This is a genomic window from Euhalothece natronophila Z-M001, assembly GCF_007904085.1.
Lineage (GTDB): Bacteria > Cyanobacteriota > Cyanobacteriia > Cyanobacteriales > Rubidibacteraceae > Halothece > Halothece natronophila.
In genome coordinates, this window is sequence record NZ_CP042326.1 from 2,048,405 (window position 1) to 2,064,094 (window position 15,690).

15 protein-coding genes and 1 tRNA gene are annotated in these 15,690 nt (G+C 41.7%); 8 read left to right on the forward strand and 8 right to left on the reverse strand.

Features of this window, described 5'->3' with window-relative positions; genetic code table 11:
* Positions 1–28 precede the first annotated feature (28 nt).
* Positions 29–631 carry an ATP-dependent Clp protease proteolytic subunit gene (locus tag FRE64_RS09965; protein WP_146295930.1) on the forward strand — a complete coding sequence of 201 codons (603 nt, stop codon included), beginning with the start codon at positions 29–31 and terminating at the stop codon, positions 629–631.
* Between the two features lie 28 nt (positions 632–659).
* Here FRE64_RS09965 and FRE64_RS09970 read toward each other — a convergent pair whose 3' ends face one another.
* The 3 genes from FRE64_RS09970 to FRE64_RS09975 all read right to left on the reverse strand — a co-directional run bounded on the left by FRE64_RS09970 (position 660) and on the right by FRE64_RS09975 (position 2,441).
* Positions 660–881 carry a DUF5818 domain-containing protein gene (locus FRE64_RS09970; protein ID WP_146295931.1) on the reverse strand — a complete coding sequence of 74 codons (222 nt, stop codon included), beginning with the start codon at positions 879–881 and terminating at the stop codon, positions 660–662.
* A gap of 61 nt (positions 882–942) precedes the next feature.
* Positions 943–1,095: a hypothetical protein gene (locus FRE64_RS17485; RefSeq protein ID WP_186708765.1), complete on the reverse strand. Its 153-nt coding sequence runs from the start codon at positions 1,093–1,095 to the stop codon at positions 943–945.
* A 338-nt stretch (positions 1,096–1,433) separates the two neighbouring features.
* Complete coding sequence (locus tag FRE64_RS09975) at positions 1,434–2,441, reverse strand: CsgG/HfaB family protein (protein ID WP_146295932.1); 1,008 nt, start codon at positions 2,439–2,441, stop codon at positions 1,434–1,436.
* 324 nt (positions 2,442–2,765) lie between these two features.
* On the opposite strand from FRE64_RS09975, the gene FRE64_RS09980 reads away from it, so the two are divergent.
* The 4 genes from FRE64_RS09980 (at position 2,766) to FRE64_RS09995 (ending at position 6,957) form a co-directional block, all read left to right on the forward strand.
* Positions 2,766–4,373 carry an ABC transporter permease gene (locus FRE64_RS09980; RefSeq protein WP_246140285.1) on the forward strand — a complete coding sequence of 536 codons (1,608 nt, stop codon included), beginning with the start codon at positions 2,766–2,768 and terminating at the stop codon, positions 4,371–4,373.
* A 154-nt stretch (positions 4,374–4,527) separates the two neighbouring features.
* Positions 4,528–5,973 carry an aminotransferase class I/II-fold pyridoxal phosphate-dependent enzyme gene (locus FRE64_RS09985; RefSeq protein WP_146295934.1) on the forward strand — a complete coding sequence of 482 codons (1,446 nt, stop codon included), beginning with the start codon at positions 4,528–4,530 and terminating at the stop codon, positions 5,971–5,973.
* Positions 5,974–6,026: 53 nt separating this feature from the next.
* Positions 6,027–6,896: a M48 family metallopeptidase gene (locus FRE64_RS09990; RefSeq protein ID WP_146295935.1), complete on the forward strand. Its 870-nt coding sequence runs from the start codon at positions 6,027–6,029 to the stop codon at positions 6,894–6,896.
* Positions 6,875–6,957 (forward strand) — tRNA-Leu (locus FRE64_RS09995). The genes FRE64_RS09990 and FRE64_RS09995 overlap by 22 nt, the downstream gene beginning before the upstream one ends.
* A gap of 42 nt (positions 6,958–6,999) precedes the next feature.
* Here the strand turns inward: FRE64_RS09995 and FRE64_RS10000 are convergent.
* From FRE64_RS10000 to FRE64_RS10020, 5 genes are all read right to left on the reverse strand, one after another.
* Positions 7,000–7,866 (reverse strand): hypothetical protein, encoded by an 867-nt coding sequence (locus tag FRE64_RS10000; RefSeq protein ID WP_146295936.1) that lies wholly within the window; start codon positions 7,864–7,866, stop codon positions 7,000–7,002.
* 2 nt (positions 7,867–7,868) lie between these two features.
* On the reverse strand, positions 7,869–8,471 hold the full coding sequence (locus FRE64_RS10005) for a DUF1517 domain-containing protein (protein WP_146295937.1): 603 nt from the start codon (positions 8,469–8,471) through the stop codon (positions 7,869–7,871).
* A gap of 37 nt (positions 8,472–8,508) precedes the next feature.
* Positions 8,509–9,135, reverse strand: a complete 627-nt coding sequence (locus FRE64_RS10010) for a Uma2 family endonuclease (RefSeq protein WP_146295938.1) — start codon at positions 9,133–9,135, stop codon at positions 8,509–8,511.
* Between the two features lie 237 nt (positions 9,136–9,372).
* The gene (locus FRE64_RS10015; protein ID WP_146295939.1) at positions 9,373–10,311 is read right to left on the reverse strand and encodes a DUF2207 domain-containing protein; all 939 of its coding nucleotides are present in this window, start codon (positions 10,309–10,311) and stop codon (positions 9,373–9,375) included.
* A 79-nt stretch (positions 10,312–10,390) separates the two neighbouring features.
* Positions 10,391–11,374, reverse strand: a complete 984-nt coding sequence (locus FRE64_RS10020; RefSeq protein WP_146295940.1) for a DUF2207 domain-containing protein — start codon at positions 11,372–11,374, stop codon at positions 10,391–10,393.
* 226 nt (positions 11,375–11,600) lie between these two features.
* Between FRE64_RS10020 and acpP the strand changes: the two genes are divergently transcribed.
* The 3 genes from acpP to tkt all read left to right on the forward strand — a co-directional run bounded on the left by acpP (position 11,601) and on the right by tkt (position 15,329).
* The gene (gene acpP, locus FRE64_RS10025) at positions 11,601–11,855 is read left to right on the forward strand and encodes an acyl carrier protein (protein ID WP_146295941.1); all 255 of its coding nucleotides are present in this window, start codon (positions 11,601–11,603) and stop codon (positions 11,853–11,855) included.
* A 55-nt stretch (positions 11,856–11,910) separates the two neighbouring features.
* On the forward strand, positions 11,911–13,161 hold the full coding sequence (gene fabF / locus FRE64_RS10030) for a beta-ketoacyl-ACP synthase II (protein WP_146295942.1): 1,251 nt from the start codon (positions 11,911–11,913) through the stop codon (positions 13,159–13,161).
* A gap of 149 nt (positions 13,162–13,310) precedes the next feature.
* Positions 13,311–15,329, forward strand: a complete 2,019-nt coding sequence (gene tkt, locus FRE64_RS10035; protein ID WP_146295943.1) for a transketolase — start codon at positions 13,311–13,313, stop codon at positions 15,327–15,329.
* Positions 15,330–15,690 lie beyond the last annotated feature (361 nt).

The following is a 15,690-nucleotide window of genomic DNA, read 5'->3' on the forward strand; positions in this document are numbered from 1 at the left end:
TTGTTAGCGTAAGCAAAGGAAAAATTTTATGCCCATTGGTGTACCAAGAGTTCCGTATCAGTTACCCGGTCAGCCTTACAGTGATTGGGTGAATATTTATGATCGTCTTTATCGTGAGCGAATCATTTTTCTCGGTCGAGGAATTAATGACAGTTTAGCCAACCAAGTAATTGCAGTAATGCTGTACCTCGACTCAGAAGATCCCAGTAAGCCGATCTCTCTTTACATTAACTCTCCTGGGGGATCTGTGAGTGCAGGGATGGCAATTTATGATACGATGCAGCACATTAAATCTGAGGTAACGACGATTTGTGTGGGAATTGCAGCTTCGATGGGTGCTTTCTTATTATCCGCAGGGACGAAAGGAAAGCGCGTTGCCCTCCCCCATTCCCGAATTATGATTCACCAACCCCTAGGAGGAACCCAAGGGAGAAGACAGGCGACGGATATCGAAATTGAAGCCCGAGAAATTCTCCGTATTCGTAACGAGCTAGATAAAATTATGGCAGAGAATACGGGTCAAACTGTCGAGAAAATCAAAAAAGATACTGACCGCGATTATTTTATGTCTGCTCAAGAAGCGCAAGAGTACGGCATTGTTGATCGGGTTATTGAAGAGAAACATCTCTAGTTTTGAAGGTGGGCTTTGTCCCACCCTATTATTCGAGTAATTGAAAAGAATCTACTTCTAAAACTTCACCAATCATGGTAAGTGTCATGACATCACTCCTAATATTCCCCTTTACTTCTACTCGCTGCTGAGGCTTACGGAGGGCTTGAGGGGGATTTTTTAATTCATAAGTTTTTCCCTCATCACTCACTAACGCCCAAGCACCGATTCCCACGTCTCGCTTTTCAATTTTTCCTGTTACTTTAATCATGAAAAATAAAGCCCGCTCTGGTAGCAGGCTTGTTAAAATTGGCTAAAAAATTACACTTGATTTACCACTTGAATTCTACTTCGCCTTCAACAGGGTCACCCGAATAGGGCTGAACTCCTACGTTAGGATAAGCGTCGTCGCTGGGAGAGAAAATTCGCGCGATCGCTTCTGCAAAGAAAGAGTTTATGTTATCTATAATTTTCATAATTTTCATGGCTTTACTCCTACGTTTTATAAGTATTATTTCTCAGAGAAAGCAATAGGCAACTCAATTAGCTTTACCATGACTAACTAAATCCTTTATTCCTTTATCCTTACTTTTAGTGTACTTAATTCTGAGAAAAACTGTGGAGATTATTAAGGAGTTCTCAATATTTTTTTATAGATATTTGCAATTTATCCCTTTTCTCAAAGTTTCCCTAAACTTAATGCTCTTCATTAATTCCCCTTTGCTGGCAAAGAAAAAATTGACTATCTGTCCACATAGCAACCTAATTTAAGTTGTAAAAAGTTACAATTAATTTAAGATTGCTATGTTCTGAGAAGAAAATATTAGTTACCTGTTTTAGGTTTAGCAACATCGCCAACTTCAGGTAAACTTCCTGAAATGAGTTCCCCCATACTAGAGCGAGCATCAACATCGGTAAGTTTCACTGTGGCAACTTCTTCAGTTAATTGCCGAAGCACTTCTCCTGTTTCTGGATCAGTAACTTCTTCTGTTACCTTTTCAATGGAAACAGTCATTCCTTCACGATAGCGGTCATTACTGCCTTTATTTAAAACCACTGTGTTTCCAGAAACACTCGCTACAACAGCATCCACTTGAGGCAGTACATCCTGCAAATTGGCAATCGTCTCCGCTTGTTCCACCATACTCTTTGTAATTTCTTTAACGGCTTGTTCTGTTGCTAGAGTAAGTAGTTTTCCTTCATTGCTAGTACTAGCACCAGCCGTTGCACCAAAAATACTCACCTCAGAGTCAGATTGATTTTGATTGCCTTTTCCTGCTGTACTGTACAGAATTTCTGCTGTATTGGTGTCAACCACACGAACATTAAGTCCGACATCGGCATCTGTTCTTTTAGCACTTCCTCCAACTCCAAGAAAGCCACCGCCACCGCCTCTTTCTTGGATATCAAACTGGATAACTGAACCAATAATAACAGCATCAACTCCTAAAATTCGACCCACTTCCGCTGCTGTTGAAGGATCAATGCGCCCGGAGGTTCCAAAGTTTTGTTCCCTTAAAACACTTTCAATTTCTCTACGTTCGACAACTGTGTATTCTCCACTTTGAACTAGACCTGTCACCAGAATATCTGCTACTCCGTCAGCACCGTTAGGAATGAGGGATAGTAAATCTGGGCTACCGACATTACTAAATTCAAAGTTAATAACGGCAACCCGAGGTTTTTCTGCATTATTTTCAGCTAGTAAAAGGTTATGTTTAGGAAAGTTGGCGTTAAATTGTCCAAGTTCTTCCGAAAAGGCAGCACGGGTTTCTATGAAGGCGAGGGAACAAGCAACTAAACTGACTGGAATGACTATCTTTTTTAGCATTGAATAATTGACTCCTTATTTTGCTATAAATTCCTAAAAATCATGATTTTTATATTACCATAAATTGATTGGAAGATCCGTAATCGGAAAATATTTTTTTATTTTATCTTTTGATTTTACCGTTAAGGAAATTAATCCTAGAAAGACCGATCGCGCTTATGAAAAATTTAGACCCCCTTGAGCGAGTAGATTAAAATAGAGACAAGGTTAGCTCATCATTGCTAAAAGTGGAAAAAAGTCAAGGAGTTAAATATAACTAAGCCTAAAGTATTACAGCCAATGAGTTGCTCAAGGCGATATCTTGTTCTGTTTAATGTTTGGACGATGGGAGTTTTATTAATTGCCCTGCTCATTACAACTCCTATCTTATTGATCTGTGCTAGTGTTTTCGTGAATACTGGAGAACTCTGGCAACATTTGGCAAAAACAGTGCTGTCTGAGTATATTACCAATGCTTCAATTCTGATGATTGGAGTGGGGTTAGGGGTTTTTTTAACGGGAGTAGGAACCGCTTGGTTAGTTACGCGATGCCAGTTTTATGGCAGCAATTTTCTAGAATGGGCGCTATTACTTCCTTTAGCAACTCCAGCTTATATTCTCGCTTATACTTATACTCATCTTTTAGATTTTTTTGGACCAATTCAAACTACATTAAGATCTCTGTTTGGTTGGACGAATATTAATGATTACTGGTTCCCGGATATTCGCAATATTTGGGGAGCGATTATTATGTTGACTTTGGCGTTATATCCTTATGTCTATCTGCTGGTACGAGTGGCTTTTATGGAACAAGCAGGGAGGCTAGTAGAAGCAAGTCGTAGTTTGGGTTATGATCCTTGGTCAAGTTTTTTTAAGGTGGCGTTACCATTAGCCCGTCCCGCGATCGCGTCAGGAGTAATATTAGTATTAATGGAAACATTAGGGGATTTTGGTACTGTCGAGTACTTTGGTGTAACAACTTTTACCACTGGGATTTATCGTACTTGGTTTGGAATGGGAGATCGCCTTGCTGCTACCCAATTATCAGTGGTGTTGTTGTTATTTATTGCTGTATTGATTGTTTTAGAACGATTGTCTCGCCGTCAAGCCCAGTATTATGAGTTAGTAAGTAGTAGTGAACCTCCTCCTCGATATCAACTGTCAGGTATACGGGCAATAGTTGCCTTTTTAATTTGCATTCTTCCTTTGATCTTAGGATTTATAATTCCTGTAAGTTATTTAAGTTATTTAACAGGGACTAATGCGGAATATACCTTAACTGAAAGTTTTTGGGAAATTGCCCAAAATAGCTTAATTTTAGGGGGGATAAGTGCAATTTTAGCCTGCGCGATCGCGCTTTTTCTAGGTTATGGACAAAGACAAAGTAAATCTCTTTTACTTAATATAGGGGTTCGGGTTGCCTCTATGGGATATGCAATTCCAGGAACAGTTATTGCTGTTGGGATTCTCATTCCACTCACCCAACTTGATCAACATATTGATCACTGGATGCGTTCAACGTTTGGCATTCCTATAGGCTTAGTTATGAGTGGAACAATCACTGCTCTAATTTTTGCTTACTTAGTACGTTTTCTTGCAGTGTCTTTTAATAGTATTGAGTCTAGTTTAATTAAAATTAAACCCAGTTTAGATGAAGCTGCCAGAAGTCTTGGAAATAATTTATTTAGTACACTTTTACGAGTTCACCTTCCTTTAATATGGGGAGGAAGCTTAACTGGAATTATGCTAGTATTTGTGGATGTAATAAAAGAACTTCCTGCAACTTTAATTATTCGTCCTTTTAATTTTGATACTCTTGCTATCAAAACCTATGAGTATGCTTCTGATGAGCGATTTATTCAAGCTACCACCCCAGCTTTAACGATCATTTTGGTAGGCATAATTCCAGTTATTTTTCTCAGTTGGAGGATTAAAGTTAGTAGAGATTATTAATGTCTCTTTTAATTGAAATATCGTATAACGAAACCCACAAAATCTACTCACAAATATTTACTTTATGACCTTAAAATAAAAAATGTATTAGCAAGTTATTGTATTTAAATCTAAAAAAGCTACTTTTGGAATTTCATATAAACAATAAAAAAGAATGAATACGCCCCTAGTCGATGCTTTAAAAAACTGTGCAAATAATCCTCATGCAACCTTTTATGTTCCCGGACATAAACAGGGAAAAGGAATCTCAGAACAATTATCAGCATTATTCGGAGAAACGGTCTTTCGCTATGACTTACCAGAATTACCTGAGTTTGGGGGCTTATTTCCTCCAGAAGGGGTGATGAAAACTGCTCAAGAATTAGCGGCTCAGGCGTTTGGTGCAGAGAAAACTTGGTTTTTAGCCAATGGTTCTACTTCTGGGGTAATGGCAGCAATTTTAGCCACTTGTGGGGAAGGTGACAAAATTATTTTACCGCGTAATGTTCATCAAAGCGCGATCGCGGCTCTGATTTTTTCTGGGGCAATTCCCATTTTTATTAATCCTATTTATGATCTAAACTTCGACCTTCCCTACACCATCACTGTAGAAGCTGTAAAACAAACCCTTTCCCAACATCAGGATGCAAAAGCGATTTTTATAGTTTCCCCTACCTATCAAGGCGTATGTGCTGATATACCCCCCTTAGCCACACTCGCACATTCCTATAATCTCCCATTAATTGTTGATGCTGCCCATGGCGCACATTTTGGCTTTCATCCACAACTTCCTGTATCTCCCCTCACCCAAGGTGCAGATATTGTCATCCAGTCTTTACATAAAACCCTAGGGGCGCTCACTCAGGCTTCCTTATTACATTTACAGGACAAACGAGTTAATCCTAGCCGTCTTAGTACCGCCCTACAATGCTTACAATCGAGTAGCCCAAGTCATCTTCTACTGGCTTCTCTAGATGCAGCCCGTGAGCAAGTAGAGACCCAAGGCAAGCATTTATTTGATTATACCCTTGACTTAGCCAGTAGGGGAAAAGCAGAGATAGAAAAAATTTCTGATCTGAGTTTATTTAATCCTTCCTTACCGCAGGCTGGTTGCTATGATCTGGATGCAACTAGAATTACTATTAATGTTGAACAGTTAGGATTAACTGGCTTTGCTGCTGATGAAATTTTGCATAATGAATTAGGCGTAACCGCCGAGTTACCCACTGCAAAAACCCTAACTTTTGTCGTTACCTTTGGGAATACAGTGGCTGATATAGAAGCCCTAATCACAGGATTAACTCAATTAAGACAATATCAACCTGAAACTAGCCTTGTTCCTCTCAAATTATCAGGTTTGCCACCACTAGCTGAATGTATTTCCCCACGAAAAGCGTTTTTTCAGGAGAAAACTGTTTTACCCCTAGCAGATACTGTAGGAAAAATCAGTGCGGAATTAGTATGTCCATATCCCCCTGGGATTCCTGTTTTAATTCCTGGCGAAAGGATTACCATTGAAGCGTTAAATTATTTACAACAGGTGTTTCAACTGGGGCGTAACATCACCATTACAGGCTGTAGCGATGTTACCTTAAAACAACTGCAAGTCATAGCAAGTTGAACAAGTAGAGGCAAAATTGGTTAACCTAGAAAACAAGTAAAATTAAGATAGCCATGACAGTTGTGAAACAGAATCTAATTGGACTGAAAGCCAACGAATTTCGCCATCCTCTTGATTTAGAAGCAACCCAGTCTCTGCAACAGTTTCCAGGTTGGGATATTGCGGTGAGAAGTGTATTAGGGGGAGTCGCAGAACAATTTTTTTATCTCGATAATGTGGCAGCGAGTGTCCAAGTGAATGAAAACCAACTTCCTCATATCCATAAACTATTATTAGAAGCCTGTCAGCGTCTAGATTTAGAAGTTCCTGAATTATACATTAAACAAAACCCTGCACCTAATGCTTATACTTTTGCTATGCGGGGAAAACAGCCCTTTATTGTCCTTCATACCTCATTAATAGAACTGCTAACCCCAGAAGAGATACAAGCAGTTATTGCCCATGAATTAGGACATCTCAAATGTGAACATGGAGTCTATTTAACGCTCGTTAATTTAGTCATTTTAGCAACAAACTTACTTCCGAGTTGGGGCGTAATTCTAGCCCAGTCTTTACAAGATCAAATGCTAGAATGGATACGCTGTGCCGAATTTAGCTGCGATCGCGCTGCCCTTTTAGCGGTACAAGAACCCAAGGTGGTCATGTCAGTGTTAATGAAACTCGCTGGCGGTTCTCCCACTCTTGCACCTCAACTGAATCTGGAAGCCTTTATCGAACAAGCAAGGGCTTATGATCAAATGAGTACCTCCCAGCTTGGAGAACTCTTGAAAAATGCTCAAAATCAGCAATTAAGCCATCCTGTTCCTGTGATTCGCGCCCAAGCTATCGACCGTTGGGCAAGTTCCCCTGAATATCAAACCTTGCTAGAAAGACATCAAAGCAGTTATAATAATGAGGCTGAGGGCAAGTGGCGGAATTGGTAGACGCACCACACTCAAAATGTGGCGGCCACTGGTCGTGAGAGTTCGAGTCTCTCCTTGCCCATTTCAAATAGAAGGGGAAATCAGGAACTTGATCAAAGTGAGGTTAACGTCTTCTACCACCCCCAGTAGAGCGACGACGACTACCCGAGCCAAAGCCACTACTGCGAGAGCGGCGATTAGAAGAGCCACTGCGATCATTGTTTCTCAAGGTACTACTACCCACCCCAGAACCAGTACTACGGCTAGAGTCTCGGGTGCGAACCCGTGGGTTACTACTGGTGGAGCGATTAGCACTTCCAGTGGTTCTTACCTGTGCTTGTCGGTTTTGTTCTACTGGTGGCGCAGATTGATTACGATCTTGGTAGTCATTAACGGCTTGGGAATAGCTAGTTCCAGCACCGCCATAACCAGTCATCACAGAGCGTCCTGACTCATAAGCTGGGGGAACATAATGTCGGGGTTGAAAGAGCATACTCCCTACTGCTTGTCCTGCTAAAGCCCCAGCAAATGGACTCCAAAAGCTGGACTCGCGGCGCACAATAACTCGCTCTTGTTGTCCTTGAGAATTAGTTTGAGTTTCCGCAACGCCATGAAAATACTCAATGCGGAAATCCTCATCAATATGTAGCGAGTATTCCCCATCTTGCACAGAAAGATAACTACTTTGCCCCTGTTCTTCCTCTTCAGGGGTTAACCGCGCCATTTTAATTCCTTCTCGCTCTAAAATTGGCGGATTAGCATCGAGTAGAAAAATACGATATTCACCTGTCACATCATCATAACTTGCCTGCTGCACTTCATATTTACCATCAGGGAGACTACTTTGGGTTCTAGTTTGTTCAGAGCGGTTACGATTATCTACAGAGCGTTGAGACTGCTGTTGAGAGGAAGTGCCACAAGCCACCGTTGTCCAGGACAGAGATAATATTATTAGCAGCGCTAAACTACGTCGAAAAATAGGATTAATCATAGTTATAAAGGAATTAATTCAGGAAAGTTCGCTATAAGCTGGTCATCAGTGAGTTCTTCACCAAAACGAGCAGGAGAAAAGTGAATTTGAATGGCTCGTAGGCGATTTTGGTAATGGAGGTTAATTAAATCTTTTAAGGCGTATTCAAGAGCCTCGATATCAGATAAGTCTGTTTCTAAAGACTCCATTTCTCCAGTATAGGCAACTGTAATCATTAGAACCACATTTCGAGTGACAGAAGCCGATAAAGATTCATCCGTATCAACTTGATTATCCGCGACTACATCACTAAGATAACGCTGACCAGAATCAGTAAACAGTTCATTAACATAGTCTCCCGCATCGCCTTCTTGCCAAAACACATCCCCCTCATTTGCAGCTGCTTGCCAACTACTAGGAGTGCTTAAAAGAGACTCACAAATCTCCACTAAGCCTTCTCCCATGACCTCTAAATCTCCCTCTGCTTCTATTGCCTTTTGCGCCACTCGATTAAATAAGCCCAGTTGAGGAGGGGCATCAGCTCCTGATAAATGAAGCATTAAACGGAAAACAACATAGCGAGTTCGTCCTCTTAACTTTTCTACGCGATCGCGCCATCCACTCATTACACTTACTTTTTAAAGCACCATTGCCTCTATTTTATTACTTCTTAGCCATCAAAACTTTCTCCGCCGCTAGCTTCAGCCTTGGAAAAGTTCGAGAAACGATCATCTGACTCCCTCGAAACTGCTGAATTTCATACTCTCCATCCACTAGTGTACAAATAGAAAGGGTCGGTTGTTTAGGCTTCCCAATGTGTCGGCTCCCCCCTAACCCAGCATAGTCAGCAATCCAATATTCTGGAATACCTAAAGCTGCGTAGTCTTCAACCTTGCGAGCATAATCATTTTGCCAGTTGCTACTTACAACTTCTGCCACAAATTTAATCGAGTTACCTAGAGTTAGAATTGACTGCTCAGACCAAAATGGTTCTTTAGTCAACTCATCTCGATCAATAACTGCAACATCAGGTCGAAACGCCGTCATACCAGCATTAAAAGGGCGCAATAGTCCTCGTTGAAGTACAAACCAAGGTAAGCCAGTCTCCTCAATCTGAACACACATTTTTGTGGTTATGAACGCTACAACTTCTTCATGCTGACCTGTAGGTTCCAAGTCGAATACCTCTCCATCAATCAGTTCATAGTGATTATCGTCACCATAATTGGCAAGGAACTCGTCAAAGCTGAGCGGGTTTTGTTGAGTTAGCGGCTTGATCGCAAGAGCCATAGGTCAACTTAGCTTAATCAATAGCTTCAGTCTAGCAAATAAGAATTACTGCATAACTGACCCAAAAATTGGACTTCAGTTTTAACCAGTGGTGCATATTGGTCAATGCTTGATCAAAAGCGGTTTTATCAATTTCTACATCAGGATCATAAATACATTAATAGAATGACAGTGTCTAAATATCATTTTGAGTTTGCAACATCCTGATGTTGACGACGAATGGCATTTGTTTGCTAATTAAGCACCACCGCCGCCACCACCACCTCCCCCTCCTCCTGCACCGCCACCACCGCCACCACCACCAAATCCGCCACCGCCACTCCCGCCTGAAAAGAGAAAAAACAAGCTGATAATAATAATCAGAAAAAGTAATTCTTCTAGAAAACTGACAACAGCATAATATAAACTTTCTAAAAACCCAGGACGCTCAACATAGCCACTAGGAAAATCAACAATAATACTTAACCCCTCTTGTGGCGCTAGCGTGCGAGTCGTAGCAAAAGTTGGATTCCCTCCTCCATCCAATTGAGCTTCATAACTCTCTCCTTTTGCCCCCTCTGTGCCTGTAAAAGCGTCTAACTGAATCTCTTCTTCAGGAATTTCATTCGGGAGAAATACTTTAGTCCGAACTTGATCAATGGGAAAAGTCCAGTTTTGTCCTGTAACATTCCAATAGAGGCGGTCGGTATCCCCCTGAGAAAAGTCTAACTGACGCTCAGTTTCATATTGAATCGTATAAGTGTAATTTCCGGGATCAATTTCCACATCAGGATCATAAATATTGATGCGTTTTTTATTGTCAAGATTTTCTAGCCAATAGTGAGTAGAATCACCATTACGCAAAACATCTACTACTTCATAAGAGGCTTTCCCTGGTTGAAAGGGCGCTTGTAATTGCACATCGCGGTAAATTCCTCGCTGAATCTCATCTCCTGTGGCGTTAACTGCAATCGTTTCTACAACCTTTAAACTGGCATCTTCATTAACAACCATCTCACTTTGATAACTTAAGATGCGCTCTTCTTGAACATTACTCTCATTACTGTTAGTTTGAGCCTGACTAGGGGGAGATAGTCTCTGATTTAATCCAATAACAGCTAAAAAGCTCACTAGAACTAAAACAGTTGGGAATAACCAAGAACGGAGATTTTTCAGGAAGGAAGATTGAAAATACATTAATACAATGACAGTGTCTAAATATCATGTTGAGTTTGCAAAATCCTGATGTTGACGACGAATGGCATTTGTTTGCTAATTAAGCACCACCGCCACCACAACCACCTCCCCCTCCGCCACTGCCACCACCACCGCCACCGCCGCCAAAACCGCCACTGCCACCACCAGTTCCTCCTATCCCAGAAGCTGAAGAACCCGAACTCTTTCCTGAAAGCATAACAGCTGTGAAGATTAACAAAAAAAAAGTAACAAAAAAAATCAATGTAGCAACTAATGCTCTGATAAAAGTGACAAAAGCATAATATAAACTTTCTAAAAACCCAGGACGCTCAACATAGCCACTAGGAAAATCAACAATAATACTTAACCCCTCTTGTGGCGCTAGCGTGTGAGTCGTAGCAAAAGTTGGATTCCCTCCTCCATCCAATTGAGCTTCATAACTCTCTCCTTTTGCCCCCTCTGTGCCTGTAAAAGCGTCTAACTGAATCTCTTCTTCAGGAATTTCATTCGGAAGAAATACTTTAGTCCGAACTTGATCAATGGGAAAAGTCCAGTTTTGTCCTGTAACATTCCAATAGAGGCGGTCGGTATCCCCCTGAGAAAAGTCTAACTGACGCTCAGTTTCATATTGAATCGTATAAGTGTAATTTCCGGGATCAATTTCCACATCAGGATCATAAATATTGATCCGTTTTTTATTGTCAAGATTTTCTAGCCAATAGTGAGTAGAATCACCATTACGCAAAACATCTACTACTTCATAAGAGGCTTGCCCTGGTTGAAAAGGCGCTTCTAATTGCACATCGCGGTAAATTCCTCGCTGAATTTCATCCCCTGTGGCTTTAACTGTAATCGTTTCTACAACGTCTAAACTGGCATCTTCATTAACAACCATCTCACTTTGATAACTTAAGATACGCTCTTCTGGCAGATTACTCTGATTCGTAGTTTCAGCCTGACTAGGGGGCGATAGTGTCTGATTTAATCCAATGACTACTGAAAAGGTGAAAAGAGCTAAGATAGCGGAAATTAGGGGATTAAGGGATTTCTTGGAAAGAGGCATCAGTCTCTTTAGTTAACGCTCCTATAAATTTAAACCAATTTTTCAGTGAGAATCAAAAAAGATTAATAAATTGACACATTACTACTTATGTGGTAGGAAAATACTGGTAGTTTGGACTTTTGAGAAAATTCCTCATTGACAATTTTCTTACTCTGCCGCTTTCCGATAAGATATAGAATGCCAAGGACAATTATTAAAATAGGACTAAACTTGTTAAGGAAAAAAAATGAATCAGGAAATTTTTAACAAAGTTCAAAGCATTGTTGCCGAACAACTAGAAATTCAAGACAAAGAAACCATTAAGCCAGAATCAAAGTTTGCTGAGGACTTAGGGGCAGACTCCCTTGATGTGGTAGAACTTGTGATGGCGCTCGAAGAAGAGTTTGATCTTGAAATTCCAGATGAAGATGCGGAACAAATTGCCACAGTTCAAGCAGCTGTAGATTATATCGATCAAAAAGCCGCTACTCCTTCTTCTTAGCTCTCACCAAGGAAACCACCTGAGTTAAGTACATTCCCTGACTAAATTGAACATTATGGCAAATTTGCAAAAGCAACGAGTGGTGGTGACGGGGCTTGGAGTCGTAGCCCCGGTCGGAAACACCCTAGAGACTTATTGGGAAGCCCTATTAGCGGGTAAAAATGGCATTAATCACATTACTCGCTTCGATCCTAGCCGTCATGATAGTCAAATTGCTGGCGAAGTTAAGGATTTTGATCCTCATCAATACCTAGAACGCAAGCAAGCCAAACGCATGGATCGCTTTGCCCAGTTTGGGCTAGTAGCAAGTATCCAAGCCCTTAATGATGCCCAACTCGAAATCACTGAATTAAATGCTGATCAAATTGGGGTCATGATTGGCACGGGCATTGGGGGAATTAAGGTTTTAGAAGATCAACAAGAAATCTATCTTAATCGGGGACCAAGTCGGTGCAGTCCCTTTATGGTTCCCATGATGATTGCCAATATGGCAGCTGGACTAACTGCCATTCACGTGGGGGCAAAAGGTCCCAACTCTTGCCCAGTAACTGCTTGTGCCGCTGGATCAAATGCTGTGGGGGATGCGTTCCGAATTATCCAACGGGGGGATGCTCAAGCAATGATTTGTGGAGGAACTGAAGCGGCAATTACCCCTTTAACGTTAGCTGGCTTTGCAGCAGCGAAAGCTCTCTCTACCCGTAATGATGATCCAGAACATGCTTGTCGTCCCTTCGATAAAGATCGCAATGGGTTTATCATTGGGGAAGGAGCTGGCATTCTTATCCTAGAATCTCTTGAACACGCCCAAGCCCGAGGAGCAAAAATTTATGGAGAAATGGTGGGCTATGGGATGACCTGTGATGCTTATCATATGACTTCGCCAACTCCCGAGGGAACAGGTGCCGCTGGCGCGATCGCGCTGGCTCTCGAAGATGGGGAGCTTGCCCCCGAAGAAGTAAGCTATGTTAATGCTCATGGTACCAGCACTAGTGCCAATGATGTTACCGAAACTAAAGCCCTGAAAAAAGTCCTCGGCAAGTCCGCTTATGATGTTGCCATTAGTTCAACTAAATCCATGACTGGCCATCTCTTAGGAGGTTCAGGAGGCATTGAAGCAGTTGCCACCATAATGGCTCTAGCTAATGACAAAATTCCACCTACTATTAATTTACAAAATCCAGATCCTGAATGTGATTTAGATTACGTTCCTAATCATTCGCGCGATTTAGTAGTTAATAGTGCCCTATCCAACTCCTTTGGTTTTGGCGGGCATAACATCACACTCGCCTTTAAAAAATATCAGTGATCCCAATGGAGCAAGGGATCAAAACTAACTTGCCTATCCATCCCACTTTCTGCAAAGATGGAGGTAAATTGTGCGCCTTGCTCCAATTCATGGGATGGGAAAACCCCATTAAAAATTATTTTCCAGTCCACTGTAGATGAAAAAATATTATGGTCGCTACTACTCAATCAATTGAAAAACTTTGCATCAACTCTATACGCTTTTTAGCTATTGATGCAGTTGAAAAAGCTAACTCTGGACACCCAGGGCTACCAATGGGCGCAGCTCCCATGGCATTTGTTCTCTGGGATAAGTTTCTTCGCTTTAATCCCAAAAATCCGCAATGGTTTAATCGCGATCGCTTTGTCCTCTCAGCAGGACATGGCTGTATGCTACACTATGCTTTACTTTATCTCACTGGCTACGATAGTGTCAGTTTAGATGATATTAAGCAATTCCGTCAGTGGGAATCCAAAACCCCCGGTCACCCTGAAAACTTTATGACTGAAGGGGTAGAAGTAACAACTGGTCCCCTTGGACAGGGAATTTCTAATGCGGTTGGTTTAGCTACTGCTGAAGCCCATTTAGCAGCTCGCTTCAATAAGCCAGATTGTAAAATCGTTGATCACTATACCTATGTCATCGCTAGTGATGGTGACTTGATGGAAGGGGTTTCTAATGAAGCCTCCTCTACCGCAGGTCACCTTGGACTCGGCAAACTGATTGTCCTTTATGATGATAACCATATCTCCATTGACGGGGAAACAGAATTAGCCTTTACTGAAGATGTGCTTAAACGCTACGAAGGCTTAGGCTGGCATATTCAGAGCGTTGAAGATGGGAACACTGATCTCGATAGCATTGAAAAAGCCATTGCTAACGCCAAAGAAGTAACGGATAAGCCTTCTATCATTCGTGTTACCACCACCATTGGTTATGGTTCTCCCAATAAAGCCAATAGCCACGACTCGCACGGAGCAGCATTAGGAAAAGATGAAGTCGCTGCTACTCGTCAGCAACTCGGTTGGGAATACAGTGAATTTGAAATTCCACAAGATGCTCTCAACCACTTTCGTAAAGCTATTGATCGTGGGGCTCAAGCTGAGCAAGAATGGAATCAGCTTTTTGCTGAATATAAAGCGAAATATGCTGAAGATGGCAAAAACTTTGAGCAACTGATTAATGGTGAATTGCCAGCAGGTTGGGAAGAGGCACTCCCGAAATATACCCCTGATGATAAAGCTGATGCCACGCGGAATCAGTCTGGTGAAGTCTTAAATGCTCTCTCTCCTGCCTTACCCGGATTACTCGGTGGTTCCGCTGACTTAGCTCCCTCTAATAAAACCTATGTTAAATCGAGCGGGGACTTCCAAAAAGACGAATACCATAACCGTAACTTCCGTTTTGGGGTACGTGAACATGGTATGGGAGCAATTTGTAATGGCATAGCTCACCATAACTCAGGCTTGATCCCCTATGGTGCAACTTTCCTCATCTTTACCGATTATATGCGGGGGGCAATTCGTCTCTCTGCATTATCTCGGGCTGGTGTCATTTGGGTAATGACTCATGACTCTATTGGCTTAGGGGAAGATGGCCCCACTCACCAACCCATTGAGCATATTGCTTCTTTGCGAGCTATCCCCAACCTCGCTGTGTTCCGTCCTGCAGATGGTAATGAAACCTCTGGGGCTTATAAAGTGGCAGTGGAACGGGCTGTAGGAACTCCTCATGCCCCCACTTTACTTTCCTTATCTCGTCAAAAACTCCCGAACTTAGCTGGAAGCTCCATTGAGAAAGCTGCTAAAGGTGGCTATGTGCTATCTGATAGTGAGGGGACTCCTGAGCTAATTCTCATTGGAACTGGTAGTGAAGTAGAACTTTGTGTTAATGCTGCTGAGCAACTCCGTCAAGAGGGTAAAAAAGTACGGGTTGTTTCTATGCCGAGTTGGGAACTATTTGAAGCTCAAGACGAAGGTTATAAAGAGTCTGTGTTACCACAAGTTGTCACTAAACGAGTTGCCGTAGAAGCGGGAACTACCTTTGGCTGGTGTCGTTATGTCGGTGCAGAAGGCGCTGTGATTGGAATTGATCACTTTGGCGTTTCTGCCCCCGGTGGAGAAGCTATGGAGAAATTTGGCTTTAATACTGAGAATGTTCTTGCAACGGCGAAGAAGGTCTTAGGTTAATAAGGTAACACTTTAAAGAGTCACAGGTGTGTTTGCATCTGTGGCTTTTTTTTTGTGTTACGTCCTACGTCCTGACTACTTGACAATTTGCACCGACTTGTAAAAAGTTCAGAGGATATCACTTTCAATTTTTACGCCGAGAATGAAACCACTCTGCTTTCTTAAGGGGGGCGAAACGGGAATAGACTATAACCATCGTTATCAGATTTGGTATTACCTAAAGGAATTCCTCTAGTGAACAGAGATGATTATTAGTGATTTTTAATGAACTTATGTAATTTTAGATCAAATCAGATCACTTTTACCTGTTGTCATTCCTGACAAATTGAGGTACTGTAAGACATAACAATTCAGAGCTTAC

Excerpts from the sequence above, each read along its gene's own strand:
- FRE64_RS09965 (WP_146295930.1), top strand. The coding sequence starts at position 29 with ATGCCCATTGGTGTACCAAGAGTTCCGTATCAGTTACCCGGTCAGCCT.
- FRE64_RS09970 (WP_146295931.1), bottom strand. The coding sequence starts at position 881 with ATGATTAAAGTAACAGGAAAAATTGAAAAGCGAGACGTGGGAATCGGT.
- FRE64_RS17485 (WP_186708765.1), bottom strand. The coding sequence starts at position 1,095 with ATGAAAATTATGAAAATTATAGATAACATAAACTCTTTCTTTGCAGAA.
- FRE64_RS09975 (WP_146295932.1), bottom strand. The coding sequence starts at position 2,441 with ATGCTAAAAAAGATAGTCATTCCAGTCAGTTTAGTTGCTTGTTCCCTC.
- FRE64_RS09980 (WP_246140285.1), top strand. The coding sequence starts at position 2,766 with ATGGGAGTTTTATTAATTGCCCTGCTCATTACAACTCCTATCTTATTG.
- FRE64_RS09985 (WP_146295934.1), top strand. The coding sequence starts at position 4,528 with ATGAATACGCCCCTAGTCGATGCTTTAAAAAACTGTGCAAATAATCCT.
- FRE64_RS09990 (WP_146295935.1), top strand. The coding sequence starts at position 6,027 with ATGACAGTTGTGAAACAGAATCTAATTGGACTGAAAGCCAACGAATTT.
- FRE64_RS10000 (WP_146295936.1), bottom strand. The coding sequence starts at position 7,866 with ATGATTAATCCTATTTTTCGACGTAGTTTAGCGCTGCTAATAATATTA.
- FRE64_RS10005 (WP_146295937.1), bottom strand. The coding sequence starts at position 8,471 with ATGAGTGGATGGCGCGATCGCGTAGAAAAGTTAAGAGGACGAACTCGC.
- FRE64_RS10010 (WP_146295938.1), bottom strand. The coding sequence starts at position 9,135 with ATGGCTCTTGCGATCAAGCCGCTAACTCAACAAAACCCGCTCAGCTTT.
- FRE64_RS10015 (WP_146295939.1), bottom strand. The coding sequence starts at position 10,311 with ATGTATTTTCAATCTTCCTTCCTGAAAAATCTCCGTTCTTGGTTATTC.
- FRE64_RS10020 (WP_146295940.1), bottom strand. The coding sequence starts at position 11,374 with ATGCCTCTTTCCAAGAAATCCCTTAATCCCCTAATTTCCGCTATCTTA.
- acpP (WP_146295941.1), top strand. The coding sequence starts at position 11,601 with ATGAATCAGGAAATTTTTAACAAAGTTCAAAGCATTGTTGCCGAACAA.
- fabF (WP_146295942.1), top strand. The coding sequence starts at position 11,911 with ATGGCAAATTTGCAAAAGCAACGAGTGGTGGTGACGGGGCTTGGAGTC.
- tkt (WP_146295943.1), top strand. The coding sequence starts at position 13,311 with ATGGTCGCTACTACTCAATCAATTGAAAAACTTTGCATCAACTCTATA.